The sequence below is a fragment of the Microbacterium sp. NPDC007973 genome, from assembly GCF_042958465.1.
Classification (GTDB): Bacteria; Actinomycetota; Actinomycetes; order Actinomycetales; family Microbacteriaceae; genus Microbacterium; species Microbacterium galbum.
The window spans coordinates 474,261-497,424 of record NZ_JBIBJJ010000002.1 but is presented as its reverse complement, the minus strand read 5'-3'; the positions used below and the strand labels follow the sequence as shown (position 1 = coordinate 497,424).

Annotated in this window: 26 protein-coding genes; 13 read left to right on the top strand and 13 right to left on the bottom strand. The window is 71.4% G+C overall.

Annotated elements, in window-relative coordinates; genetic code table 11:
- Positions 1-46 precede the first annotated feature (46 nt).
- The 3 genes from ACFZA2_RS07480 to ACFZA2_RS07470 are packed head-to-tail and all read left to right on the top strand — an operon-like array spanning position 47 to position 1,899.
- Entirely contained in the window at positions 47-1,222 is a 1,176-nt protein-coding gene (locus tag ACFZA2_RS07480; RefSeq protein WP_391402696.1) for a citrate synthase, read from the top strand.
- A gap of 36 nt (positions 1,223-1,258) precedes the next feature.
- Positions 1,259-1,507 carry a type II toxin-antitoxin system Phd/YefM family antitoxin gene (locus tag ACFZA2_RS07475; RefSeq protein WP_391402693.1) on the top strand — a complete coding sequence of 83 codons (249 nt, stop codon included), beginning with the start codon at positions 1,259-1,261 and terminating at the stop codon, positions 1,505-1,507.
- Positions 1,414-1,899 (top strand): type II toxin-antitoxin system VapC family toxin, encoded by a 486-nt coding sequence (locus tag ACFZA2_RS07470; RefSeq protein WP_391402690.1) that lies wholly within the window; start codon positions 1,414-1,416, stop codon positions 1,897-1,899. Before ACFZA2_RS07475 ends, ACFZA2_RS07470 begins: the two co-directional genes overlap by 94 nt.
- Positions 1,900-1,902: 3 nt before the next feature.
- Here ACFZA2_RS07470 and ACFZA2_RS07465 read toward each other — a convergent pair whose 3' ends face one another.
- From ACFZA2_RS07465 to glp, 3 genes are read right to left on the bottom strand one after another with little or no spacing between them, the layout of a single operon-like run.
- Complete coding sequence (locus ACFZA2_RS07465; RefSeq protein WP_391402687.1) at positions 1,903-2,319, bottom strand: YkvA family protein; 417 nt, start codon at positions 2,317-2,319, stop codon at positions 1,903-1,905.
- 6 nt (positions 2,320-2,325) lie between these two features.
- Positions 2,326-3,156 carry an NTP transferase domain-containing protein gene (locus tag ACFZA2_RS07460; protein WP_391402684.1) on the bottom strand — a complete coding sequence of 277 codons (831 nt, stop codon included), beginning with the start codon at positions 3,154-3,156 and terminating at the stop codon, positions 2,326-2,328.
- The gene (glp, locus tag ACFZA2_RS07455; RefSeq protein WP_391402681.1) at positions 3,150-4,337 is read right to left on the bottom strand and encodes a gephyrin-like molybdotransferase Glp; all 1,188 of its coding nucleotides are present in this window, start codon (positions 4,335-4,337) and stop codon (positions 3,150-3,152) included. The genes ACFZA2_RS07460 and glp overlap by 7 nt, the downstream gene beginning before the upstream one ends.
- Positions 4,338-4,464: 127 nt before the next feature.
- On the opposite strand from glp, the gene ACFZA2_RS07450 reads away from it, so the two are divergent.
- The 4 genes from ACFZA2_RS07450 (at position 4,465) to ACFZA2_RS07435 (ending at position 8,541) form a co-directional block, all read left to right on the top strand.
- On the top strand, positions 4,465-4,950 hold the full coding sequence (locus ACFZA2_RS07450; protein ID WP_391402678.1) for a DUF1990 family protein: 486 nt from the start codon (positions 4,465-4,467) through the stop codon (positions 4,948-4,950).
- A gap of 286 nt (positions 4,951-5,236) precedes the next feature.
- Positions 5,237-6,205 (top strand): carbohydrate ABC transporter permease, encoded by a 969-nt coding sequence (locus ACFZA2_RS07445; protein ID WP_391402674.1) that lies wholly within the window; start codon positions 5,237-5,239, stop codon positions 6,203-6,205.
- Complete coding sequence (locus ACFZA2_RS07440) at positions 6,205-7,140, top strand: carbohydrate ABC transporter permease (protein WP_391402671.1); 936 nt, start codon at positions 6,205-6,207, stop codon at positions 7,138-7,140. Before ACFZA2_RS07445 ends, ACFZA2_RS07440 begins: the two co-directional genes overlap by 1 nt.
- Positions 7,141-7,173: 33 nt before the next feature.
- Positions 7,174-8,541: an ABC transporter substrate-binding protein gene (locus tag ACFZA2_RS07435; protein WP_391402668.1), complete on the top strand. Its 1,368-nt coding sequence runs from the start codon at positions 7,174-7,176 to the stop codon at positions 8,539-8,541.
- A 62-nt stretch (positions 8,542-8,603) separates the two neighbouring features.
- Here ACFZA2_RS07435 and ACFZA2_RS07430 read toward each other — a convergent pair whose 3' ends face one another.
- Genes ACFZA2_RS07430 through ACFZA2_RS07405 form a run of 6 tightly spaced genes read right to left on the bottom strand, consistent with a single transcriptional unit; the run spans position 8,604 to position 11,780 of the window.
- Positions 8,604-9,542: an Asp23/Gls24 family envelope stress response protein gene (locus ACFZA2_RS07430; RefSeq protein ID WP_391402665.1), complete on the bottom strand. Its 939-nt coding sequence runs from the start codon at positions 9,540-9,542 to the stop codon at positions 8,604-8,606.
- A gap of 19 nt (positions 9,543-9,561) precedes the next feature.
- Positions 9,562-10,149: a hypothetical protein gene (locus ACFZA2_RS07425; protein ID WP_391402664.1), complete on the bottom strand. Its 588-nt coding sequence runs from the start codon at positions 10,147-10,149 to the stop codon at positions 9,562-9,564.
- Positions 10,149-10,727 (bottom strand): DNA/RNA endonuclease G, encoded by a 579-nt coding sequence (locus tag ACFZA2_RS07420; protein WP_391402661.1) that lies wholly within the window; start codon positions 10,725-10,727, stop codon positions 10,149-10,151. Before ACFZA2_RS07420 ends, ACFZA2_RS07425 begins: the two co-directional genes overlap by 1 nt.
- Positions 10,727-11,119, bottom strand: coding sequence for a hypothetical protein (locus ACFZA2_RS07415; RefSeq protein WP_298870280.1), 393 nt, complete (start codon positions 11,117-11,119; stop codon positions 10,727-10,729). The genes ACFZA2_RS07420 and ACFZA2_RS07415 overlap by 1 nt, the downstream gene beginning before the upstream one ends.
- Positions 11,116-11,304, bottom strand: a complete 189-nt coding sequence (locus tag ACFZA2_RS07410) for a DUF2273 domain-containing protein (protein ID WP_076673182.1) — start codon at positions 11,302-11,304, stop codon at positions 11,116-11,118. The genes ACFZA2_RS07415 and ACFZA2_RS07410 overlap by 4 nt, the downstream gene beginning before the upstream one ends.
- Positions 11,301-11,780 (bottom strand): Asp23/Gls24 family envelope stress response protein, encoded by a 480-nt coding sequence (locus ACFZA2_RS07405; RefSeq protein WP_391402656.1) that lies wholly within the window; start codon positions 11,778-11,780, stop codon positions 11,301-11,303. The genes ACFZA2_RS07410 and ACFZA2_RS07405 overlap by 4 nt, the downstream gene beginning before the upstream one ends.
- A 308-nt stretch (positions 11,781-12,088) precedes the next feature.
- On the opposite strand from ACFZA2_RS07405, the gene aqpZ reads away from it, so the two are divergent.
- The 3 genes from aqpZ to ACFZA2_RS07390 all read left to right on the top strand — a co-directional run bounded on the left by aqpZ (position 12,089) and on the right by ACFZA2_RS07390 (position 16,275).
- A complete protein-coding gene (gene aqpZ, locus ACFZA2_RS07400) occupies positions 12,089-12,901 on the top strand; it encodes an aquaporin Z (RefSeq protein ID WP_391402653.1) in 813 nt (270 codons plus the stop codon).
- Positions 12,902-13,013: 112 nt separating this feature from the next.
- Positions 13,014-13,892, top strand: coding sequence for a formate dehydrogenase accessory sulfurtransferase FdhD (fdhD, locus tag ACFZA2_RS07395; RefSeq protein WP_391402650.1), 879 nt, complete (start codon positions 13,014-13,016; stop codon positions 13,890-13,892).
- Positions 13,893-13,953: 61 nt separating this feature from the next.
- Positions 13,954-16,275, top strand: coding sequence for an FdhF/YdeP family oxidoreductase (locus ACFZA2_RS07390; protein WP_315994011.1), 2,322 nt, complete (start codon positions 13,954-13,956; stop codon positions 16,273-16,275).
- A gap of 200 nt (positions 16,276-16,475) precedes the next feature.
- Here ACFZA2_RS07390 and ACFZA2_RS07385 read toward each other — a convergent pair whose 3' ends face one another.
- Genes ACFZA2_RS07385 through ACFZA2_RS07370 form a run of 4 tightly spaced genes read right to left on the bottom strand, consistent with a single transcriptional unit; the run spans position 16,476 to position 19,617 of the window.
- A complete protein-coding gene (locus ACFZA2_RS07385) occupies positions 16,476-17,918 on the bottom strand; it encodes a GH1 family beta-glucosidase (RefSeq protein WP_391402646.1) in 1,443 nt (480 codons plus the stop codon).
- Positions 17,915-18,244, bottom strand: a complete 330-nt coding sequence (locus ACFZA2_RS07380; protein WP_391402643.1) for a hypothetical protein — start codon at positions 18,242-18,244, stop codon at positions 17,915-17,917. The genes ACFZA2_RS07385 and ACFZA2_RS07380 overlap by 4 nt, the downstream gene beginning before the upstream one ends.
- Complete coding sequence (locus ACFZA2_RS07375) at positions 18,220-19,227, bottom strand: glycerate kinase (RefSeq protein WP_391402640.1); 1,008 nt, start codon at positions 19,225-19,227, stop codon at positions 18,220-18,222. The genes ACFZA2_RS07380 and ACFZA2_RS07375 overlap by 25 nt, the downstream gene beginning before the upstream one ends.
- 9 nt (positions 19,228-19,236) lie before the next feature.
- The gene (locus ACFZA2_RS07370) at positions 19,237-19,617 is read right to left on the bottom strand and encodes a hypothetical protein (RefSeq protein WP_391402637.1); all 381 of its coding nucleotides are present in this window, start codon (positions 19,615-19,617) and stop codon (positions 19,237-19,239) included.
- Positions 19,618-19,800: 183 nt separating this feature from the next.
- Here ACFZA2_RS07370 and purL point away from each other — a divergent pair, with 183 nt between their 5' ends.
- The 3 genes from purL (at position 19,801) to ACFZA2_RS07355 (ending at position 22,895) form a co-directional block, all read left to right on the top strand.
- Positions 19,801-22,203 carry a phosphoribosylformylglycinamidine synthase subunit PurL gene (purL, locus tag ACFZA2_RS07365; protein ID WP_391402634.1) on the top strand — a complete coding sequence of 801 codons (2,403 nt, stop codon included), beginning with the start codon at positions 19,801-19,803 and terminating at the stop codon, positions 22,201-22,203.
- 97 nt (positions 22,204-22,300) lie between these two features.
- Entirely contained in the window at positions 22,301-22,435 is a 135-nt protein-coding gene (locus ACFZA2_RS07360; protein ID WP_315994022.1) for a hypothetical protein, read from the top strand.
- Between the two features lie 19 nt (positions 22,436-22,454).
- Complete coding sequence (locus tag ACFZA2_RS07355) at positions 22,455-22,895, top strand: hypothetical protein (RefSeq protein WP_391402631.1); 441 nt, start codon at positions 22,455-22,457, stop codon at positions 22,893-22,895.
- Positions 22,896-23,164 lie beyond the last annotated feature (269 nt).

Genomic DNA, 23,164 nt, shown 5'->3' with positions numbered 1-23,164 from the left:
AGTGTGCGAACATGACGTCGACAGCATCAACGTTGATCGGATCAAGATGCCAGCGCCCCTCCCCCGCCTCACCGCCGCCCAAGCCGCCGCCCGACTCGGCGTCAAGCCCGAGACGGTGTACGCCTACGTCTCGCGCGGGCTGCTCGGCCGCGAGCGCGACGCGCGCGGATCCACCTTCGACGCCCTCGAGGTCGAGGCCTTCGCGACCGGGAGGCGACGCGCCGCCGCACAGGCGCCCTCGCACCCCACCACCGGCATGCCGCTGGGGGTCGTGCACACCGACATCGCCGACATCGAGGACGACGAGCTGCTCTACCGCGGTCGCCGCGCCCGCGATCTCGTGGACCGCCCGCTCGCCGAGGTCGTCGCGTGGCTCTGGGATGCCGAGCGCGTCGATGCCCCCGACCCCGCCATCGGGAGCGCGCGCGAGATGGTGGCGGCGCTGCCGCCGCACGCCGGCGCCATGGACCGTCTGCGCGCCGCCCTCACCGGCTTCGCCGCCGACGATCCCCTGCGCCACGACGCCTCGCCGGCCACGCTGCACCGCATCGGGTGGGCGCTGCTCACCGGTCTCCCGGTCGCCCTCGGCGGGGACCCCGACCACGACATCGCGCTGTCTCTGGCCCGGGCGTGGAACGCCCCGGCATCCATCGGACCCGCCGTCAATGCGGCTCTCGTGCTGCTCATCGATCATGACCTCGCGGTCTCGACCTTCGCCGCCCGCGTGGCCGCGTCGGCGCGCGCCGACGGATACGCCGCCGTCAGCGCCGCCCTCGGCGCGGCGGATTCGCCCCTGCACATCTCCGCCGCGACGCGCACGGCACGGCTGCTCACGCGCGTGCGCCGAGGCCTCGACCCCGAGCGGGCCCTGGCCGAGGCGCTGCAGGACGGCAACGGCATCCCGGGCTTCGGCCACCCGCTCTACCGCGACGTCGACGACCGCGCCGACGCCCTCTTCCCGTTCATCGCCGCTCTCCCCGACGGGGCCGGGACGATGAATGCCGTGCACCGGCTCTCGGAGGTCGTCGCCGCGCGGGCGCGCCTCCGGCCCAACGTGGATCTGGCGTTGGCCGCGCTGGCATCCGCCGCCCGTCTGCCCGAGGACGCCGCGAGCACGATCTTCGTCGTCGGCCGACTCGCGGGGTGGATCGCGCACATCGCCGCGGAGTACGCCGAGCCCGCGATGCGGCTTCGCCCGAGGGGCGAATACGTGGGGCGGTGAAGCCGAACTAGCCAGGTGGATGGCTAGGATGCCGCCATGATGTACAACGTCTTGGAGGCGCGCAACAACCTGTCGCGGCTGATCGCCGAGGTCGAGTCGGGGGTGGAGATCACCATCGCGCGACGGGGGGTTCCCGTCGCGCGGATCGTTCCGTTCGACGCAAGCGAACCGCCTCGGAACGCGTTCGCGGAATGGCTGCGAGAGAATCCGCTGACGCCCGAGCTGACGCGCCCCATCGAGCAGATCGAGGAGATCATCGCCGAGAACCGGGTCGCCGGAGCGTGATCTACGTCGACAGTTGCCTGGTGATCTATGCGGTCGAGCGCGACGACGAGCTCGGCGACCGGGCCCGCCAGGCGCTGGCCGAAACGGACTCCGCCCTGGCCGCGAGTCCGCTCGTCATGCTCGAAGCCATGGTCGGTCCGATGCGCGACGGGTACGCCGAGCCGCAGCTGCGGATGTGGAGCATCTTCGAGCGCTTCGAGATGTTGTCGGCCGGGCCCGACGCCTATCTGAGCGCGGCGCGCCTGCGGGCGAGGAACCCGGGTCTGCGGACGGCGGACGCTCTGCACCTCGCCATCGCCCAGCACGCGGGGTGTTCGCACCTGTGGACGAACGACTCGCGTCTCGCCGCGATCGCGCACGACTATGCCGTCGACGTCCTGACGGCTGCCTGACCCTCACCGCGCGGCGCCGACCAGCGTCAGCACGCTTCGCAGCCCCTCCGGCGTCCCCGGCCAGTGCCGCTCGATCGCCGGCATCCCCGCGTGCCGGATCGCGAAGCGCAGCGCGATCACGACCACGATCGCGTCGTCGGCATAGCCGATCACCGGCAGGAAGTCGGGGATGAGGTCGATCGGCAGCAGCAGATACACCAGCAGTCCGCCCAGCCACCATCGCGTCGCCCGCGGCACCGTCGGGTCAGCCGCCACCCGGCGGATCAGTCGCACCACGTCGGGCGCCAGACGCAGCACGGCGCGCCACTCGACCGCCCCTCCCGACCGCTTCTGCTGCACCCACAGCACCGCCACGAGGGCCAGCCACACGATGACGAGCCCGGCGAGCACACCGAGGACGACGGCGAGCCACTCCGGCATCGAGGATCAGCGACTCTCCCACTCGCGCGCCATCTCGACGACGGCGGCGACGGCGTCCGCGGTGTCGGCGGGCGTCCCGCCGGCGCGGCCCGCGACGAGTCCGGCCACGAAGGCGCTGAGCGGAGCGGCGGGGCGGGCGACGCCGTTCGCGACGTCGCGAGCGAGGTCGAGGATGAGCGGGACGGGGATGTCGCCGTCGGCCAGGCCGAAGCGTTCGGCGAGCGCGGCGCTCCAGTCGTTCAGCGCCTCGGGCGGCAGGGTGCGGTTCTCGGTCATGGCTCCTCCTCGGGCTCTGCGGAGATCGTCCCACGTGTCGATGTCGTGCGTCTCGCTCGCGGGGGCCGGGATACATGCGATCGCCAGCCCCTCGAGCAACGCGCGCATCGAGGCGTCGCGCCCCGCATCGGGAAGAGCGGATGCCGCGGCCCGCAGCGCCGCGGTGCGATAGCGGCCGAGGAGCCACTGGCGTCGGCCGTCGTCGAGGCACGCCCCGTCGGCCCCGGGCGGCAGCGGGGCGGCGAGCCGCTCGACGGCCGCAGCCGGTGCGGCGAGGTCGCAGGCGATGACGTAGACCTCGTCGGCATCCACCGTGTCCAGCGCCGCGACGGCGGCGGCGACCGGGCCACCGAAGGGCGGGTCCTCGCGCACCCACTCCACGTCGAGGGAGGCGTCGAGCACCGGCGCGACGACGACGATGCGCCGCGCGCCGCCGGCTCGCACCGCGGCGACCGCGGCAGCGAGCAGCGTCGAGCCCCCGACCTCGAAGAGCGGCTTCACCGCACCTCCGACCCGCGAGCCGCGACCGCCGGCGAGCAGGATCGCGTCGACGCTCACCACAGGGCCACCGACACCGTATCGCCCGCGACGAGATCGGCCGTGGTCGGCGGGATCACCGCGAGCCCCTCGGCGGTGCCGAATCCCCGGGTGCCGCGGGCCGTGGGCGTCGCCCACCATCGCGCGGGATCGCTGCGGTCGATCGTCACGGGGACGTATTGCGTCTTGTCGGCCCGGGCCCGCCACCCGGCGGCGAGCGCGATCCGCACCCGCGCACGGCTCGGCTCGACGTCGCCCTCGAGGGCGCGTAGCGCCGGGCGCACGAACAGCTCGAACGACACCGCGGCGCTCACCGGATTGCCGGGGAGCCCGAAGAGCAGCAGGCCGCCCGGGGAGCGCCCGAAGCCCTGCGGCTTGCCCGGCTGCATGCGCACGCGGTCGAACCGCATGAGGTCGCCGAGGGTGTTCTTCACGACCTCGTACGCGCCCGCGCTCACGCCGCCCGAGAAGACGACGACGTCGGCGCCGGCGGCCTCGGCGGCGGCGATCGCGCGGCGCGGGCCGTCGCCGGAGTCGTCGACGCTCGTGCGCAGCACGACCTCGGCCCCGGCCTCTTCGGCAAGGCCGGCGAGCAGCACGCTGTTCGACTCCGGGATCCGCCCTCGACGCAGTTCGGCGCCGGGCGCGACGAGCTCCGACCCGGTCGACACCACGGCCACGCGGGCGGCGCGCGAGACCTCGACGACCCCGACACCGGATGCCGCGATCGCGCCGATCCGCGCCGCGGTCAGGCGCACGCCGGCCTCGACGACCAGTTCGCCCGCCCGCACGTCCGAGCCGCGGCGGCGGATGTGCGTGCCCGGTGCCCGCGGGGCGACGACGACGTCGACGGGTTCGAGGCCCCCATCGAGGCCGCGCGCGGTGTCTTCGAACGGGACGACGGCGGTGGCGTCGGTGGGCACGGGCGCCCCGGTCATGATGCGAGCGGCGTCGCCGGCATCCATCCGCGGGTCGAGGTCGGTGCCGGCGGGAAGGTCGGCGATCACGCGCAGGGTCGCCGGCACGTCGAGGTCGCGCACGGCGAAGCCGTCCATCGCGGAGGAGTCGAAACCCGGCACGTCGACCGCGGCCGTGACCGGATGCCGGAGCACCCGGCCGCGCGCGGCGGCGACGTCGCGCGGTTCGGCGTCGAGGGGCCGCACCGTCTCGAGGATCGTCGCGAGGTGCTCGGCGACGTCGATCACGCGGCGGATCCGGGAAGGAGGAGGGGCATGTGCTCAGCGTAGGCTTCGAGGCCCGGCGCCGGCGCGGGAGGCCGGCGCTGACCGCAACCCGGGTCGTCCGGCCGCCGCACCCCGCTACCGTGTGCGCATGGACGGCCTGACCTACACGGAGGTCGGCGCGACCGCCGGCGAGATGCCCGCGGGCTACCACCACGTACGCGCCCACCGGGTGATCGGCCGCGGTCCGGACGTCTTCGCGCGCGCCGCCGATGCCCTCCTCGCGGGCGAGGCGCAGCGCCGGGCGGGAGCGCGCGTGGTGCTGAGCGAGACCCCGATGCGCGAGGGCACCCGCGTGACGATGCGCCTGGGGGTCGGCATCCTGAGCTTCCGCATCCCGTGCCTCGTGGTGTGGGCCGAACGCACCGACACCGTCGCGGGATTCGCCTACGGCACGCTGCCGGGGCACCCTGAGCGCGGGGAGGAACGGTTCACACTCACGCTGCGGCCGTCGGGCGAGGTGGTGTTCGACATCGCCGCGTTCTCGCGCCCGGGGCGCTGGTTCACGCGGGTCGGTGCGCCGGTCGGTCGCCTCGTGCAGGTGTGGATGACCCGGCGGTATCTACACGCGCTCTGACGGCGCTGCGGTCCGCCCCGCGCGACGCCCCGGTTAGATCGCACGATCCGCGGGGATCACGCTCGCCCTTGGCGCCGGTCGGCGTGCGATCTCGCGGCGGATGCCGACACGCGGCGACCAGAGCGACCGCTTATCGCACGTCGCCGACGTCTTGGCAACGCCCTGGACCTTCTCGGAGCACTTCTCGACCCTGGCGAAGCGCTTCTCGATGCCGAGACGGCGCGCGAAAGGAGAAGACAATGCGCGACATCATCCCCGGGTCCTCCGCCGCCGACCGGTCCTGCCGGTGACCGTCTCCTCCACCCCTGCCACCGAGAGCGACACCGCCGGAAAGCACCGCCGACCTCCTCGACAGAGGGTCAAATACAACCGCCGTGAAGCGATCGCGGGCTACCTGTTCATCTCGCCGTGGATCATCGGATTCCTCGTCTTCACGGCAGGCGCGATGATCTACAGCCTCGTCATCTCGTTCTCGAGCTACAACCTCGCCACCGGCGCCGCCCGGCCGGTCGGGGCCACCAACTACGCCCAGCTCTTCGAAGACCCGCGGGTGGCCGTGTCCCTCGGCAACACCCTGTTCTATGCCGTCATGGCGGTGCCGCTCGAGATCGCCTTCGCGCTCTTCCTCGCGCTGCTGCTGAGCCGCGTCGGTCGCGGCGCCGGCATCTTCCGCACGCTTTACTACCTGCCGAAGATGACGCCGGCCGTGGCGACGGCGGCGGTGTTCTTCCTGCTGCTCAACGGCAACTCGGGGGCGATCAATCAGGCGCTCGGGGCCGTCGGCATCCAGGGTCCGCAATGGCTCGTCGACCCCGCATGGGTCAAGCCGAGCATCGTCATCATGGCGCTGTGGACCGTCAGCGGCACAATGGTGATCTTCCTCGCGGCGATCAAGAACGTGCCCGTCGACCTGTACGAGGTCGCGCAGATCGACGGCGCCGGGCCGATCCGCCGGTTCTTCTCGATCACCCTGCCGATGATCTCGGGCGCGATGTTCTTCAACGTCATCGTGCTGACGATCGCGGCGTTCCAGGTGTTCGACCAGGCGTATCTGCTGTTCTGGCGCGATCAGAGCAACGCCTCTCCCGAGGCATCCCTGTTCTACGCGATCTACCTCTTCCAGCAGGCGTTCCGCCAGTTCAATTTCGGCTTCGCCGCCGCGATGGCATGGCTGCTGTTCGTGATCATCCTGCTCATCACGCTCGTGCAGGTGCGCCTGGGCAACCGCTTCGTCTATTACGAGGGGGACCGCTGATGGCCACGACCCTGCAGACGCCCGGGGTCGCGCAGGCGCGTCCGGAACTCGTCGTCCCGCCCCGCAGACGCTGGCGCCGGGCGCTCAGCCAGCCGAAGACCCTCGCCGGCCGCGTCGTGCTCGCGTCGGTGCTGGTGCTGTTCGCACTGCTGTTCCTCTATCCCTTCGCATGGTTGCTCGCGGCGAGCCTCAAGCCGCGTGGCGAGGTGTTCGACAACGCCCTCATCCCGAAGACGTTCCTGCCGGGCAACTACGCCGAGGTGTGGAACCAGCTGCCGCTGCTGAACTGGATGTTCAACAGCGTCGCGATCGCCCTGCTCGCCGCCACCACCGTGGCGGTGATGAGCTCGATCGTCGCCTTCGGCTTCGCCTACTTCCGCTTCCCCGGCCGCGGACTGCTGTTCGGCCTCGTGCTGGCGACGATGATGCTGCCGGGCGCGGTGACGATGATCCCGATCTACCTGATCTGGAAGGAGACGGGCCTGCTCGGCACGTGGGTGCCGCTGTGGGGCATGAACCTGTTCGGCAGCGCCTTCTACATCTTCCTGCAGCGGCAGTTCTTCCTCGGCGTGCCGCGCGAGCTGTTCGAGGCGGCGCGGCTCGACGGCTGCAGCGCCTGGGGACTGTTCTGGCGCATCGCGATGCCGCTGTCGATCCCCTCCTTCATCATCGTGTTCCTCTTCGAGTTCCAGGCCAGTTGGAACAACCTGCAGGCGGCGCTCATCTACCTCAACGCCGGCAGCGTCGAGGACTTCACCGCCCCGCTCGGCATCGCCTACGCGATGACGAAGTACAGCCCGAGTGCGGGCGGTCAGGGCGATTACCAGTACGTGATGGTCGCCTCTCTCCTGGTGACCCTCCCGATGCTCATCATCTTCGCCTTCGGCCAGCGGTACTTCGTCGAGGGCGTCGCCACCCAAGGCCGTAAGGGCTGACTCCTCTCCCCCCGTTCCGAAAGGACCCCCACCATGCGCAAGCGCTCCCTCGCCGGTGCCGCCGCCGTCGCGGCATCCGTCATCGTCCTCGCCTCCTGCAGCGGCGGCGGCGATCCCGCCGAGCAGGCGGCCGACGTCGACTTCTCCGCCACGCCGAGCGGCACCCTCGCGGCGTGGGGCTTCGAGAACGCCGACGACGTGGGCCAGTCGCGCCTCGACTACGCCGCTGAGCAGCTCCCCGACGTGCAGGTGACCCTGGATGCCACGGCCTTCGACGCGCAGAAGTTCACGACCCGCATCGCCGGTGGCAATGTGCCCGACGTCGTGCAGATGGACCGCCGGTACGTGACGACCTACGCCGCTCAAGGACTGCTGATGCCGCTCGACGCGTGCTTCGAGGCGAAGGGCGTGACCCCCACCGACCGGTGGTACCAGAACGTCGTCGACGACGTCACGTACGAGGACGCCGTCTACGCGGTGTCGCAGTTCTACCAGCCGCCGGCGATCCTGCTGAACATGAACGTGCTGAACGAGGCGGGCGTGAGCCCCGACGCCTTCGACACCTCCGACATGGACGGCCTCCTCGCCGCGATCGGCAAGATCTATCAGGGCTCGGGCAGCACCCCGACCCGCCTCGGATTCGATCCCGTCGCCACCGGACAGGGGGGCCTCTGGGTGCTGGGCATGGGCGGCCAGCTCACCGACGACACCGGCAAGCCCACCCTCGACGACCCCTCGAACGCCGCGGGCATCGACGCGCTGAAGAAGATCACTGATGCGCAAGGCGGGTACGCCGCGGTGAAGAGCTTCACCGACTCGTTCGACACCTTCGGCGACGCGAACCAGTTCGTGTCGAACCAGGTCGGCGCGCAGGTCGCCAACCAGTGGTACCCGAACGTGCTGAGCGCCTACCGCGACCAGATCTCCCTGCAGGCGGTCCCCTTCCGGGATGCCGAGGGCCAGCCGTTCTCCCTCGCCTCCGGCACCGCGTTCGTGATCCCCGTGGGGGCGGAGAACCCCGCCGCGGCGTGCGCGTGGATGACCGATCTGACCTCGACCGAGGCGTGGATGGCGGCCGGCGCCGCGCGCGCCACGACCATCGAGGGCAAGGGCGGACTCAACACGGGCCTGTTCACCGGGTCGCCCGAGGCCGACGAGAAGATCCGGTCGCAGTACGTCACGCCTACCGGCGACAGCGGGTTCGATCAGGTCATCTCCACCTACTACGACGTCGTCGGCTCCGGCCGGTCGTTCGGTTCGTCTCCCGCCGGCCAGGACATCCAGAACGAGCTGAACAACGCCATCACCGCGGCTCTGCTGGGCGACAAGACGACCGAGCAGGCCCTGTCCGACGCGCAGCAGGCCGCGCAGCGCGCGTACGACAACGCGACGGCGCAGTAAACCCCGCCTCACGTGAGAGGGCGCCCCGGCCGCAGCCGGGGCGCCCTCTCACGTCTGTGATCTCAGCTCCGCGGTCGCTCGTCCTCCACGACCGACTGCACGCCGTCGACGGCCGGCGTCTCGTCGTCGCCGCGCACCTCGTCGGCCGCGATCGCGATGTCGACCGCGGCGTCTTCGAGCGCCTCGGCGACGACGTCGCGCACGTCGGCGCGCTCCTCGTCACCGCGCACGTCGGCGCGCTCTTCCTCAGCGGCGGGGTCGGTGGTGTCGAGGGCCGAGCCCTCGTCGGTCGGCTCGAGACCCTCGGTCACGCGGTCGGCGGCGTCGATGTCGGCCTCCGCCTGCTCACGGCGCGTCGCCTCGGCGTTCTGACGGGCAAACTCCCCGGCCGCCGCAGCCGCTCCGGCGGCGAGGTCGGAGGCGGCGTCCTTCGCGTCGCCGAGCGCCTTCGCTGCGTCATCGGCCTTCTCGCGCACGACGGCGGCAGCGTCGGCCGTCTGCTCGCGCACCGCGGCCGACGCGGCATCCGCCCTTTTCTTCGCCTCACCGGCGATCTCGCGGGCGCGGTCGCCCGCCGCCTCGGCCTTCTCGCGCACGGCGGCCGTCGCGGCATCCGCCTTGTCCTCCGCCTCGGCGACGACGTCGCGGTCGAACGGGCCGAAGACGCCGGTCACGACCACGTCGACGTCGATGCGCCCGCGTCCGAGCGGCTCGAGGGCCGTGCGGACGGCGGTACGCACCGCGTCCGACACCTCGTGGAGCTTGTGCGGATAGTCGACGACCAGCGAGATCGTCGCCGTGACCGAGTCGGCGCGGTCTGCGTCGATCTTCACGCCGGGAGCGGTGCTGGCCAGGCCCACGCGCTCACGGACGGCATCCGACGCGCGGCCGAGCAGGCTGCCCAGGGCGTGGACGCCCGGCACGGAGCCGGCAGCCGTGGCGGCGAGGCTCGCCGCGGCATCCAGGTCGGGCGGGTCGATGGTGGCATCGATGGTGGTCATGACGTCTCCTCGTGGGGTGTCAGTGCACGCGGGTGTTGTCGCGAGCGAGCTTCGCACGCAGACCCGAGTGGATGGAGATGTACGCGCGCAGGTTCTGGCCCGTGAGGGCGGCGAGGTTGGTGACGAGCGTGTCGACGTGCTCCGCCACCTGGCGCGGCGAGGTGTTCTGTCGCGGGGTGACCGCGACGTGCAGGACCGACTCGTTCTTGATCTCGCCGGCGGTGATGCGCGAGGAGAGGATCTCGTCACGCTCGGCGAGCGCGTTCTTCAGCGCCTCGGAGGCGAAGCCGTCGGTGACGGTGATGCGACCGGCGTCGTTCGCGCTGCCGGTGGACTGCAGCGCAGCCTGGCGGCGCCCGCGCACGGCGGCGGATGCGATGACGATGAGGATGATCGCGAGCACCACGAAGGCGGCGACGGCACCCCAGCCCGCCGAGTCACGACCCAGCGACTCGAGCCAGCCCTGGAATCCGCCCATGACGGAGGTCCAGGTGTCGGCGCCACCGGGCAGCAGTCCGACGACGAGCGCGAGAGCGCCCAGGCCGAGCAGCACGAGGGCGACCAGGAAGAGGATGAAACGGTTCAGACCGCGACGCGTGGCGTTCATCAGGACTCCTTGGTGTCGGGACGCTCGATGCGCAGGTGCGTGCGCACGGCGGGGGTGAGCTTGTAGGCGGCGACCTCGGCGTCGACGATCCGGCGCAGCTGCGCCTCGTCGACCGGGATGCCGACCGGGGGCCGCACCGTCACGTCGACGGCGCGGTGGGCGACGCCCACGACGATGTCGTCACGGGCGATGCCGGACTCGTTGCTGAGGTGCTGAGCCAGGGCGGATGCCACGACGCCGTTGTCGACGACGACGGCACGCTGGCCCCACTCCATCTCGTGACGCGACAGGCGCCCGGGCTTGAGGGCGATCACGAGGACGATGAGTCCGAGGATCGCGAGCACGACGCCGCCGACGATGAAGGCGACCGGCATGAGAGCGGTCGGGGCCGCGACGACGGCGTTGAGCGCCTCGCCGGGCGAGACCAGCAGCGGCTGGGCACCGGTGAGGGCGAGGATGATCTCGACCGCGGCGTACGCCAGGACGAGCAGGAGCAGCACGACCACGACGAGCATGGCCACGGTGCGCGGGGAGTGCGTCTCGCGACGCACGACGGTGCGGAGCACGGCGTCAGTCATCACAGCACTCGCTTTCGCTGGGGGGCGGTGGCGCCCGAGATGGTCAGGTCGACGCGCGAGATCTCGCGGCCGAACAGCCGCGACAGGCGCGTGCGCAGTTCGCTCTGGGCGGCGGCGGCCGCTTCGAGCACGGGGGTGGCGGCCTGGACGGCCGCGGTGTCGTCGAGGCGCGGCACCGGGAACGGCGACGTCACGCGCACCGCGGCGGTGTCGCGGGCCGAGACGATCTCGACGTGGACGCCCTTGGCATCCACCCCGATGATGTCAGCGGCGGCGCGCTCGGCCGTCTTCTGCAGCACGCGGTCGGCGATGTTCACCCGGCCGGCCGGGAGGCCGGGGCCGGCAACCGCGCTGCGGCTGCCGACCCCGGGGGAAGCGGTGACGGTGGTCACGATGTGCTCCGACCCTTGAAGGCGTTGACGACGTTGCGGAAGTCGATCTCACCCGCGGTGATGCGGGCGACGACCACACCGATCGCCATGAACAGGGCGACGAGGATGAATCCCCAGAAGCCGAAGATCAGAGCGCTGAGGGCCAGCACGAGGCCGGCGAGAGCGCCCTTCGTCGTGGCGCTCACTGGACGCGCTTCTCGGACTCGGCGTCGTTGTTGTCGTCGCCCGGGATGTGGACGTCGTTCACATCGACGTTGACCTCGACGACCTCGAGTCCGACGAGACGGCTGATCGCACCTGCGACGCGACCGCGGACCTGGTCGGCGACCTCCTGGATCGGGGCGCCGTACTCGACGACGATGGTGACATCGGCGGCGGCCTGGGTCTCGCCCACCTCGACCTTGACGCCCTGCGTCAGGTCAGTGGCGTTGATGGCGTCGCGGATGGCGCCGAGCGCGCGGGCTCCGCCGCCGCCGAGCGCGTACACGCCGTTGACCTCACGGGCGGCGATGCCGGCGACCTTGGCGACGACGCCCTCGGCGATCGTGGTCTTGCCCTCGGTGTGGGTCTCCTGACCGCGCGCGGCGAGGGGACGGTTCACGCGCGACGCCGACTGGGGGACGTTCTGCGCAGCGGGGGTGGTGGGGGCGTTCTCAGCCATGTCCGTGCCTTTCGATGTCGTGACCCGATGATTCGGGGTGGGCGCTTCGGCCTACACCACTAAGACGTACCGGCTTTCGGAATCGTCACGCCGGGATTGAAATTCCTTTCGCGATGTGTATGTCTGCGAATGCGCTTACGGCGTATATCGCTGTCGTGGCGGGAGGGTCAAGCGGCACCTTCTGTTCGTTTCGCGTCGCCATGATTCGGAGGTTGCGGCGGCATCCGAGGCACTCGGGTGTGACACTCGCCCTGCTCGCAACGTCATCCCCCCCGACACACCCGTGGGAACAGACAGAACGGAGCATCATGGGCAAGAAGGACAAGAAGCGCAACGAGCCGGTCGACATCGCGGACTCCACCTCGGAGCAGCAGCGGCAGAAGGCGGGCAGCTGGTCGTCGCCCGCGCGGTACGCCGCGGAGCTGTTCGGCACCTTCCTGCTGGTGCTGGGCGGGGTGGGCACGGCGCTGTTCGCGGCGAACTTCCCCAGCGCCGACGACAACCAGGCCGGTGTGGGCTTCCTCGGCGTGGCCCTGGCCTTCGGCCTGACCCTGGTCGCGGGCATCGCGGCGGTCGGCCACATCAGCGGCGGCCACTTCAACCCCGCCGTGACCCTCGGCCTTCTCGCAGCGGGCCGCACCGACGCCCGCCACGTGCCCGGGTACATCCTGGCGCAGCTGATCGGCGGCATCCTGGCCTCCAGCGTCATCGCTCTCGTGCTCGCGGGGCGCCCCGACGGCTTCGCCGCCGCGCAGGAGGCGGGCTTCGCCTCGAACGGCTTCGGCGAGGGCAGTCCGGGCGGCTACGGCCTCGCGGCGGTGTTCGTGACCGAGGCCGTGCTCACCGGCATCTTCCTCGCGGTGATCCTCTCGGTCACCGCCAAGGCCGAGTATCAGGCGTTCGCCCCGATCGGCATCGGCCTCACGCTGACGCTCATCCACCTCATCAGCATCCCGATCAGCAACACGAGCGTAAACCCCGCACGGTCGATCGCCACCGCCGCCTACGGCGGAACCCTGCCGCTGAGCCAGCTGTGGGTCTTCATCGTCGCCCCGATCGCGGGAGCCCTCGTCGCCGGCGCCGTGGTGCGCGTGCTGGGTCGTCGCACCGTCACGGCCTGATCGAGGACGCCGTACCACCGGCCCGGGAACGTGGGGTTCCCGGGCCGGTCCCGCGTCGGCCGGGCGTACGCTCGACCCATGTCCCCCCAGCTCCCGTCGGTGCGGTCCTGACATGGGCCGTCTCACCACCTCGCGCCGGGTGACGCGCATCACCCTCGAGGGGGCGAACCGACAGCGACCGGATGCCATCGCGGTCGAGGAGCCGCTCGAGATCCGCGTCGCCGGATCGCCGCTCGCCGTGACGATGCGCACGCCCGGCCACGACGTCGAGCTCGCCGCCGGCTTCCTCGTGTCGGAGGGCGTGATCAGCCGCGGCGACGAGTTCGCCCGCGCGATCCACTGCGGCGGTCCGGGCACGGGAGGCGCCGACGGCAACACCTACAACGTGCTCGACCTCACGCTCGCGCCGGGCGTGGCCCTGCCCTCCCCCGACATCGCCCGCTCCTTCTACACGACGAGCTCGTGCGGGGTGTGCGGCACCGCGTCGATCGAGGCGGTCGAGAAGGTCTCGACCTACGACGTCTCCCGTGACGCGCTGTCGGTGTCGGCCCACGAGGTCGCGGCCTTCCCCGACCGGCTGCGCGAGCAGCAGAAGACGTTCGACAAGACCGGCGGCCTCCACGGGGCCGCGCTCTTCGACGGCACGACGGGCGAGCTCCTCGTCGCCCGCGAAGACGTGGGTCGGCACAACGCCGTCGACAAGGTCGTCGGGTGGGCTCTGCTGAACGACCGCCTTCCCCTGCGTGAGACGGTGCTGCAGGTGTCGGGCCGCGTGAGCTTCGAACTCGTGCAGAAGGCCGTGATGGCCGGCATCCCGATGCTCTCGGCCGTGTCGGCGCCGTCGTCGCTCGCCGTCGAACTCGCCGAGCGCGCGGGCCTCACGCTCGCCGCCTTCGTCCGCGGGTCGAGCATGAACCTGTACACCCGCGCGGATCGCATCGTCGTCCCATCCACAACCCCCGTGGCGGAAGAGGTCGCGGGCGTACGCTGACGTTCGTGCGCGCGGTGTGTGGATGCCACCGGTTCGGCGCCGGAAACCACGGAGGGTGAACATGGGTGAGTCGTTCGGGCTGATGACCGAGGAACCGCGCCAGGGAGGCCTCGGGCCGCAGGTCGACGGCGAGTGGTCGAGCACCGGCCCCTACGAGCATCCTGCCGCCGGATGGGGCGCCGCTCTCACCGTGGGCAAGGTGCTCTACGAACAGCGTCAGCCCCTCGCGGGCACCAAGGCGATGTTCACGATGAACCACCCGAAGAGCGGCTTCGACTGCCCGGGATGCGCGTGGCCCGACGACAAGGGCGTCACCCTCGACATCTGCGAGAACGGCATCAAGCACGTCACGTGGGAGATGACCCACAAGCGCGTGGGCAAGGAGTTCTTCGCCGAGCATTCCGTGAGCGAGCTGTCGCAGTGGAGCGACTTCGAACTCGAGGACGCCGGGCGGCTGGTGGGGCCGATGGCGTACGACGCCGCGACCGACCACTACGTGCCGATCTCGTGGAACGACGCGTTCCGCCTGATCGCGCAGCACCTCACTGCCCTGGACTCCCCCGATCAGGCGGCGTTCTACACCTCCGGCCGCCTGAGCAACGAGGCGTCGTTCCTCTACCAGCTGTTCGCGCGCGAGCTCGGGACGAACAACCTCCCCGACTGCTCGAACATGTGCCACGAGGGCTCGGGCCGCGGGCTCACGGCATCCCTCGCCACCGGCAAGGGCACGGCCGACCTCGAGGACTGGGAGGCGTGCGACGCCCTCTTCGTGCTCGGCGTCAACGCCGCCTCGAACGCCCCTCGCATGCTCACGAGCCTCGCCGAGGCCATCGACCGCGGCGCCCAGGTCGTGCACGTCAACCCGCTGCGCGAGGTCGCGGGCACCCGCACGATCGTGCCGCACGAGATCGTCGACATGGCGACGTTCAACAGCACTCCCACGAGCACGATGAACCTGCAGGTGCGTCCGGGCGGCGACCTGGCCCTCGTCCGCGGTATGGCGAAAGTGGTGTTCGAGGCCTCGAAGACCGACCCCACGGCGCTCGACCAGGCCTTCCTCGACCAGTACACGAGCGGCCTCGACGCCTACCGCGCCCTCGTCGAGGCGACGCCGTGGTCGGAGCTCGTCGAGCAGGCGGGACTCACCGAGGCCGAGATCCGCGCGGCCGCCGACATCTATCTCGCCTCGAAGGCGTGCGTGATCAGCTGGTGCCTCGGAGTCAGCCAGCACCAGCACGGCGTCGACACGGTACGCGAGATCGTCAACCTGCTGCTGCTCCGCGGCAACGTCGGCCGCAAGGGCACCGGCCCCTCCCCCGTGCGCGGCCACAGCAATGTGCAGGGCAACCGCACCTGCGGCATCAACCACAAGCCCACCGAGGAATGGCTGGCGAAGCTCGACGAGGTGTGCGGCATCACCTCGCCGCGCGAGCCCGGCCTCGACACCGTGCACACGGTCGCGGCCCTGCACCGTGGTGACCTCAAAGTGTTCCTCGGCATGGGCGGCAACTTCGTGCGGGCCGCTCCCGACACCAAGCTGACCGCCGAGGGCATGGGCCGCTGCGAGCTGACCGTGCACGTGAGCACCAAGCTCAACCGCAGTCACCTCACCCACGGCAAGGAGGCGCTCATCCTCCCGTGCCTCGGCCGCACCGAGCGCGACATGCAGGAGGCGGGCCCGCAGTCGATCTCGACCGAGGATGCCATGAGCTCCGTCATGCTCTCGCTCGGCTCCCGCAAGCCCGCGTCCCCGCACCTGCTCAGCGAACCCGAGATCATCGCGCGCATCGCGCGGGCGACCATGCCCGGCTCGGCGACCCCGTGGGAGTGGTACGTGGGCGACTACGACCGCATCCGCGACACGATGGCGAAGGCGCTGCCCGGCTTCGAGGGCTTCAACGAGCTGGTGCGCCAGCAGTACGGATTCCGCATCCCCCAGCCCGCGCGCGAGCGCGACTTCCAGACGCCCTCCGGCAAGGCGGAGTTCTCGGATGCCGAACTGCCGAACGTCATCCCCGAGGAAGCCGACGTGCTGGTGCTGCAGACCATGCGCTCGCACGACCAGTGGAACACGACGATCTACTCGGCCGACGACCGCTACCGCGGCGTGCGCAACATCCGCGAGCTGGTGTTCATGAACCGGCGCGACATGAAGGAACGCGGTCTCGCCGAGGGCGACCTCGTCGACATCGTGGCGACCTCGCGAGACGGGTCGGTGCGCCGTGTGACCGCGTTCCGCGCCCTGGAGTACGACACCCCGCGCGGCAGCGCCGCCGGCTACTTCCCGGAGCTGAACGTGCTGCTCGGCCCCGATGACTACAGCCGCCAGAGCGATCAGCCGCTGATGAAGGACATCCGGGTCAGGATCGCGAAGACGGCGTGACGCCGGGTCAGGGCCCGGGCCGTCGTGCCTCGGCTCCGGCCGGAGCCACGCCGGGACCGGGCTGAAGTCCCGTCCCCGTGCACATCGGCGGGTCGATCGCCCGACCCGCCGATGCGTGCCTGCCCGCGGCGGCGTGCTGACCGCGTCTTCCGCCGTTGCGCACGGCCACCGCGCCCGACGCCGCGGCATCCGCCCCGGCGTCAGCCCGGCAGCACCCCCGTGCGCGCGAGCCCGGCGTACCAGTGCCCGCTGTCCTTCACCGTGCGCTCGAGGGTGTCGAAATCGACGCGCACGATGCCGAAGCGCTTCGCGTAGCCGTAGCCCCATTCGAAGTTGTCCAGCAGCGACCACACGAAGTAGCCGCGCAGATCGACGCCCTGCTCGAGGGCGCGGTGAGCGGCGGTGAAGTGACGGCGCAGGTAGTCGAGCCGTTCCGGGTCGGGGACGGACCCGTCGTCGGCCACGACGTCGTCGAACGCGGCGCCGTTCTCGGTCACCATGAGCGGCTGCTGCGGGAACTGCTCGCGCAGCGACAGCAGAAGCTCCTCGAGTCCCTCGGGCGCGATGTTCCAGCCCATGGCGGTCGACGGGCCCGGCTGCGGCAGGAACTCGAGCACGTCGTCGCTCCCGGGCCACGCCGTGCCGCCGGCGGCGGCCTTGTGTCCGTCGTTGCTCTGCTTCGGCGACACCCCGTCCCAGATCTGCGCGGTGACGGTGGAGTAGTAGTTCACGCCCAGCACGTCGAGGGGCTGATGGATGGCATCCAGGTCGCCCTCGTGCACGAACGACCAGTCGGTGACGGATGCCGTGTCGGCCAGCAGGTCGTCGGGATAGGCCCCGCGCAGCATCGGGCCGGTGAAGGCCCGGTTGGCGAGGGCGTCCACGCGTCGCACCGCCTCCGCCGCCTGCTCGCCGCGGCCTCGCGGCACGTGGAAGTTCAGCGTCACCGAGTACTCCGGGTCGCCGGTCGAGGTGGCCCGCAGCGCCTGCACCGCACGGCCGTGCGCGAGGTTGAGGTGGTGCACCGCGGCGAGCGCGGCGGCCGGTTCGTGGCGCCCCGGCGCGTGTCCGCCCTGCCCGTAGCCGAGGTAGGCCGAGCACCACGGTTCGTTCAGCGTCGTCCAGGTGTGGATGCGATCGCCCAGCGCCGCGCCCATGATCTCGGCGTAGCGCTCGAAGGCGTCGGCCGTCGCGCGCATCGGCCAGCCGCCGGCATCCTCCAGGGTCTGCGGCAGATCCCAGTGGTACAGCGTCGCCACCGGCCGGATGCCCCGCTCGAGCAGGCCGTCGACGAGACGCGAGTAGAAGTCGACGCCCGCCTGGTTGACGGCGCCGGTGCCCTCGGGGACGATGCGCGGCCACGCGATCGAGAACCGGTAGGCGCCGAGGCCCAGCTCCGCCATGAGGTCGAGGTCGGCTTCCCAGCGGTGATAGTGGTCGCAGGCCACGTCGCCGGTGTCGCCGTTCCAGACGCGACCCGGGGTCTTGCTGAAGGTGTCCCAGATCGAGGGGAGCCGGCCGTCCTGCGCCGCCGCCCCCTCCACCTGGTAGGACGCCGTGGCCGAGCCGAACGTGAAGCCCTCGGGGAAGACGAGCCCGCTGTCGCGGTAGTCGGTCGAGCCGACCGTCGGGGGAAGGGTCATCGGGAGGGCTCCTCGAGGTCGACGGTGAAGACGGACGATCGCCCGTCGGGGGTCGTGACGATGATCTCGCGCGTTCCGCTGCCGCCGGGGAAGACGCGCACCTCGAGTCCGTCGAGGTAGTCGTAGTCGGGTCGGTCCCCCCGCGCCCCCCACGGGATGACGGCGCCCGGGCGGACGTAGAGCGGCAGGCTGTCGAAGCCGTGGCGTTCGCGCAGCCAGCGCCCTCCGTCGGCATCCTCGCGGGCGTCGCTCCCACCGTACGGCGCCGTCGAGGCACAGGCAGACAGCCTCCCGCCCCTGATCAGGAGGGGATGCCGTCGCCCCACCGCTCCAGCGCCGTCGCGGTCGCGATCCGGACGGCGGCGGCGGGTTCTTGACGCGCCCGCCGCTCGCCCACGGTCTCGACGAGCGAGATCGCGGGCAGGTCCGCCGCCCCCGCGTCGACGACCCCCGCGACCACGAGGGCGCGCACCCCGTGCGCCGCGGCGAGCGCGAGCACGTGCCCGGGGCCTTTCCCGGCCAGGGAGGTCTCATCGAAGGCCCCCTCGCCGGTGAGCACGAGGTCGGCGCCCGCGATCAGCGCGTCCAGCCCCAGCGCGTCGGAGATGGAGGCGGCCCCGTCGACCAGCTCCGCACCCGCCGCCGACAGCGCGCCCGAGAGCCCGCCCGCGGCACCCGTGCGGGGAACGCGACGCACGTCCCGCCCGAAGCGGAGCGCCCACTCCGCGGCATCCGTCTCGAGCCGCTGCGTGAGGCGCCGCACCATCGCGGCATCCGCCCCCTTCTGCGGCGCGAAGACCCTCGCAGCGTCCTCGAACGCGACGGTCGTGTCGGTCAGCACGACGACCCGCCCGGGAGCGAAGGGGACGCGATCACCGAGAGCCTCGAGCGCCCCGCGTCCGCCGTCGGTCATCGCCGAGCCGCCCATGCCGACGACGATGCGCGACGCGCCGCCGTCGAGGGCCAGGGCGACGAGCTCGCCCACGCCCCGGCTCGTGGCGGCCCACGGATCGTTGCCGCTCGCTCCCCCGGCGAGCACGAGCCCGGATGCCACGGCCGACTCGATGACGGCCCGATCGCCGTCGAGGCGCCACGGCGCACGCACCGGCGCCCCCCGGGGTCCGGTCACCACGTCCTCGCGGTTCGCGCCGCCGAGAGCGTCGAGCGTGCCGTCACCGCCGTCGGCGATGGGCACGCCCACCACCTCCGCGCTGCGGCGCCACGCGCGCACGGCCTCGGCCATGGCATCCGCCGCCGCCCGAGCGCTCAGGGTGCCCTTGAACTTGTCGGGGGCGACGATGACGCGCATGCGGCCGCGTCAGACGTCGGCGCTGACGAGCACGCCTTGCCGCTGCAGGTCGGCTTGCACGCGGGAGACGACGTCCTGATACGCCGTGTGCAGCTTCCGCTGCTCCAGACCGTCGTCGCTGCCGCCGGCCGGCTGGAAGATCGGGCGGTGCAGGTCGACGCGGACGGTGCCCTCCAGGTCGGTGAAGCGCACGTCGAGTACCTCGCGCACGTCGGCGTCGTTCGCGCGCAGACCGAGGAACATGGTCTTGGCGACGCTGCCGTGGGTCGCCTTCCAGTGGTCGCGCCCCTCGGTCACGGTGAAGCCGGCCGCCTCGAGCGCGGTCCGAGTGGACTGCTCGGCGGCGGCGAGGTCGCCCGAGACGACGAGATGGAAGTTCAAGATGGCCATGGGCGTGCGCCTTTCGCTCCGGTGCGGCTCAGCCTGTCGGTTCCGCTCTCCTCTGCACAACCTCCGTTCGCGCCGCTTGGTGCGGGTGGGGGGTCTGCAGATCACCGCGCGGGGAGGGCGGCGGAACGGATGCCGTCCTCCCCACGCCCTCCCCACCCGGCGAGCGGAGATCGCCGCCCGGGCATGTCGGCCCGCCCAACTAGACTGGCTCCCGTCCGGCCCCTGCGATTCTTGGAGCTCAGCCGCGTGACCACCCCGAACCCCGCCGCCCGTACCGCCCTCGCCGACACGGTCGAGAACGCGATCGCCACGCCCGAGAAGGACCAGCCCTACGGCGCCCTGGGTCTCAAGAGCGACGAGTACGCGAAGATCCGCGAGATCCTGGGCCGCCGCCCCACCAGCGGCGAGCTGGCGATGTACTCGGTCATGTGGAGCGAGCACTGCTCCTACAAGTCGAGCAAGATCTACCTCCGTCAGTTCGGCCAGAAGGTCAGCGACGAGATGAAGACCCGCCTCATGGTGGGCATGGGCCAGAACGCCGGCGTCGTCGACGTCGGCGAGGGCTGGGCGGTGACCTTCAAGGTCGAGTCGCACAACCACCCGAGCTACATCGAGCCCTTCCAGGGCGCCGCGACCGGCGTCGGCGGCATCGTCCGCGACATCATCTCGATGGGTGCCCGTCCCGTCGCGGTCATGGACCAGCTGCGCTTCGGTGCCATCGACCACCCCGACACCCCGCGCGTCGTGCACGGCGTCACCAGCGGCATCTCGTTCTACGGCAACTGCCTGGGCCTGCCTAACATCGGCGGCGAGACGGTCTTCGACGCCGTCTACCAGGGCAACCCGCTCGTCAACGCCCTCGCGGTCGGCGTCATGCGCCACGAAGACATCAAGCTCGCCAACGCCACGGGCGTGGGCAACAAGGTCGTGCTGTTCGGTGCCCGCACGGGCGGCGACGGCATCGGCGGTGCGAGCATCCTGGCATCCGACACCTTCGCCGACGGCGGACCCACGAAGCGCCCCGCGGTCCAGGTCGGCGACCCGTTCGCCGAGAAGGTGCTCATCGAGTGCTGCCTCGAGCTCTACAAAGACGATCTGGTCGAGGCCATTCAGGACCTCGGGGCCGCGGGCATCTCGTGCGCCACGAGCGAGCTCGCCGCCAACGGCGACAGCGGCATGAAGGTCGAGCTGTCGAAGGTGCTGCTGCGCGACCCGTCGCTCACGCCCGAAGAGATCCTCATGTCGGAGTCTCAGGAGCGCATGATGGCGATCGTCGCGCCCGAGAAGCTCGACGCGTTCCTCGCCGTCGTCGGCAAGTGGGACGTTGAGACGAGCGTGCTCGGCGAGGTCACCGGCGACGGACGCCTCGTCATCGACTGGTACGGCGAGCGCATCGTCGACGTCGACCCCTCCACCGTCGCGGTCGACGGCCCCGTCTACGAGCGTCCCGTCGCCTACCCGACGTGGATCGACGCGCTGCAGGCCGACTCCGCCGCATCCCTCCCGCGCGCGACGGATGCCGACACCCTCCGCGAGCAGTTCACCACGCTGGTGGCGAGCCCCAATCTCGCCGACACCTCGTGGATCACGAACCAGTACGACTACTACGTGCTGGGCAACACCGCGCTGAGCTTCCCCGACGACGCCGGCATGATCCGCGTCGACGAGGAGACCGGCCTCGGCTTCGCCATCGCGACCGACTGCAACGGCCGCTACAACCAGCTCGACCCCTACAACGGCGCGAAGCTCGCCCTCGCCGAGGCGTACCGCAACGTCGCCGTCACCGGTGCCGTGCCCACCGCCGTCACCGACTGCCTCAACTTCGGCAGCCCCGAGAACCCCGAGGTCATGTGGCAGTTCAGCCAGGCCGTCGAGGGTCTGAGCGACGGCTGCCTCGAGCTCGGCATCCCGGTCACGGGCGGCAACGTGTCGTTCTACAACCAGACCGGCGACCAGCCGATCCACCCGACCCCGGTGGTCGGCGTGCTCGGCATCATCGACGACGTCGCCGCCCGCATCCCGAGCGGTTGGCAGGATGCCGGCGAGAACCTCTACCTGCTCGGCGTCACCGCCGACGAGCTCGACGGCTCGCAGTGGGCCGGCACCATCCACGACCACCTCGGCGGTCGCCCGCCGAAGGTCGACCTCGCGCAGGAGCGCAAGCTCGCCGAGCTGCTGCAGGCCGCGGGTTCGCAGTCGCTCGTCTCGAGCGCTCACGACCTGTCGTCGGGCGGCCTCGCACAGGCCCTCGCCGAGGGCGTCATGCGCTTCGGCGTCGGCGCACGCGTCTGGCTCACCGAGCTCATGGAGCGCGACGGACTGGATGCCACCGCCGCCCTGTTCAGCGAGTCGACCGGTCGCGTGCTGGTGAGCGTGCCGCGCGAGGAGGACGTGAAGTTCCGTGGGCTGTGCGACGGTCGCGGCTATCCGGTGCTGCGCATCGGCGTCACCGACATCGAGCCGGGCACCGAGGCATCCCTCGAGATCCAGGACGTGTTCACCGTCCCCCTCGCGGAACTGCGTCGCCTGTCGACCGAGACCCTTCCTGCGGTCTTCGGACCCACCGTCGCGGAGCCGGTGGCGTGAGCCGATCGCCGCGCGGGATTCCCACCCGCGCGGCATCGACTGCCCCGCTCGACGCCGCCGACACGCGGCACGGACCCCAGCCGAGAGGAGATGCGCGATGACGGATGACGACGACATGACCGTCTTCAGCGACAAGCGTCAGAAGCGCGTGAAGATCACCGCCTGGATCGTGATCGGTGCGCTCATCCTCACCGGCGGGGGCGCGACGGTGATCTCGCTCATTCTGGGCTGACGACGCGAGGCGATTCCTGATGTCCCTGATCGACCCGACTCCTGAGACCGTCGCCACGCTCGACGCCCTCTCCGATGCGGCGCGCGCCCAGCCCACCAGCTTCGCGGCAATGGATGCCCTCTGGCGCGCCGTCTACGCGCTGCCGCACTGGTCGTTCATCGCGCGCGGACCCGACGACGCCCCGTCGCCGTTCATCGGTCAGCTCGCGAACGGGCCGATGGTCTTCGCCTTCACCACGCGACAGCGCGCGCACGACGGCGCCCTCGCGAACGGACTCGACGAAGAGGCCGCCTCACGCGTGCTGAGCGTTCCGCTCCCCGGGGCGGTCGAGTGGCTCGCCGGGTTCGCGCAGCAGGGCGTCGTAGGCGTCGTGTTCGACCTGCCCGCGCAGGGCTACACGGCCCCGCTGCAGAACCTCCTGCCGATGCAGGCGCACATCGCGAGCGCTCCTCCGACCTGACGCCCGGCTCAGCCGAGGGCGGAGCGATCCGCCCGGTCCCGCCGGTGTGCTCGCGATCAGCAGGTCTCCCGCGCTGACGGCGGATGCCGCGCACACCAGGTGCACGGGGCGGAAGCACGGCCGACCTCGACGATCGTCGCTCGGTGCCGTCGCGAACGGCCGGCGGCTTGAAGGCCTGACCCGCCCGATCACGCAGGCGCGCCGTCTTCGCGACGGCGGCGTGCACCGAAGGGTGAAGTCGTCGTGAATCGAGCCCCGCACAAGAGACG